General features: G+C 68.2%; 1 protein-coding gene and 1 pseudogene. One reads left to right on the top strand and one right to left on the bottom strand.

The genetic code is table 11. The annotated features are described in order from the left end of the window. A pseudogene (locus tag LPA54_RS34030) lies at positions 1–180 on the bottom strand (pep a2); the annotation flags it as partial. Between the two features lie 358 nt (positions 181–538). Between LPA54_RS34030 and LPA54_RS34025 the strand changes: the two are divergent. Beyond that, positions 539–720: DUF5133 domain-containing protein (locus LPA54_RS34025; RefSeq protein ID WP_228984542.1), on the top strand; the 182-nt coding region annotated here is incomplete at its 3' end.

The following is a 720-nucleotide window of genomic DNA, read 5'->3' as shown; positions in this document are numbered from 1 at the left end:
GTCGGTGGCGTGCTCGTCGATGGCGCGGAGCAGCATCTCGGTGCCGCCGCAGACGGGCTCCATGAGGTTCTCCAGGTCCCAGAACCGGAGGTGAGCGGCCAGTATCCGGCTGACCTGTCCCACCCGCTCCGGGCTGACTTCCACGTCGAGGTGGTAGTAGCAGGGCACTGCGGTCTTCATCGTTGTGGCTCCTCACCGCGAAGCTCGCGCTCCTCCCGTCCGGCGGACGGGCCCCCGGACACGGAACGTGAGCGGGTGTCGCTTCTGAGTCACCTTCAGACTGAGGGGGTTGGTCCATTCGTGCAACACGAGCGCACGGGTGAGACGGACGGGACCGCATCCGAGCGCCTCGCAGCCGTCCTACCTGCGCGCTCGCGTCGAAGCAGTGGTTGAAACTCCAACAAGACGGTGGGTCACTGTCCGTGCACCATGAGTGAAGACCTCGATCGCCGTTACGGGTCCGTGCACCGGTGCGCACGGCTCCGCCCGACCGTCGGGACAACGCGCACCCATCGAGCCCCGGAAAGGTGAACGGCGCATGCTGCTCCCCGCAAAAGCCGAAGTTGCCCGGCAGTTGCGTCGCTACCGGGCCTGGGAACGCGTGATGCTGGCCGCCCCCACCGACCACACGGTGCGGGCGACCTTCGAGGACTCCGGCTACACCCTCTGCGTGCTGATGGGGAAGCGCTGCGCGCGCGAGGCGGCCGACGCCGCCGAGCA

The sequence above is a fragment of the Streptomyces sp. DH12 genome (genome assembly GCF_020873895.1).
GTDB lineage: Bacteria > Actinomycetota > Actinomycetes > Streptomycetales > Streptomycetaceae > Streptomyces.
Note: the sequence above shows the minus strand (reverse complement) of the source record. Positions and strands in the feature narration are given on the sequence as shown.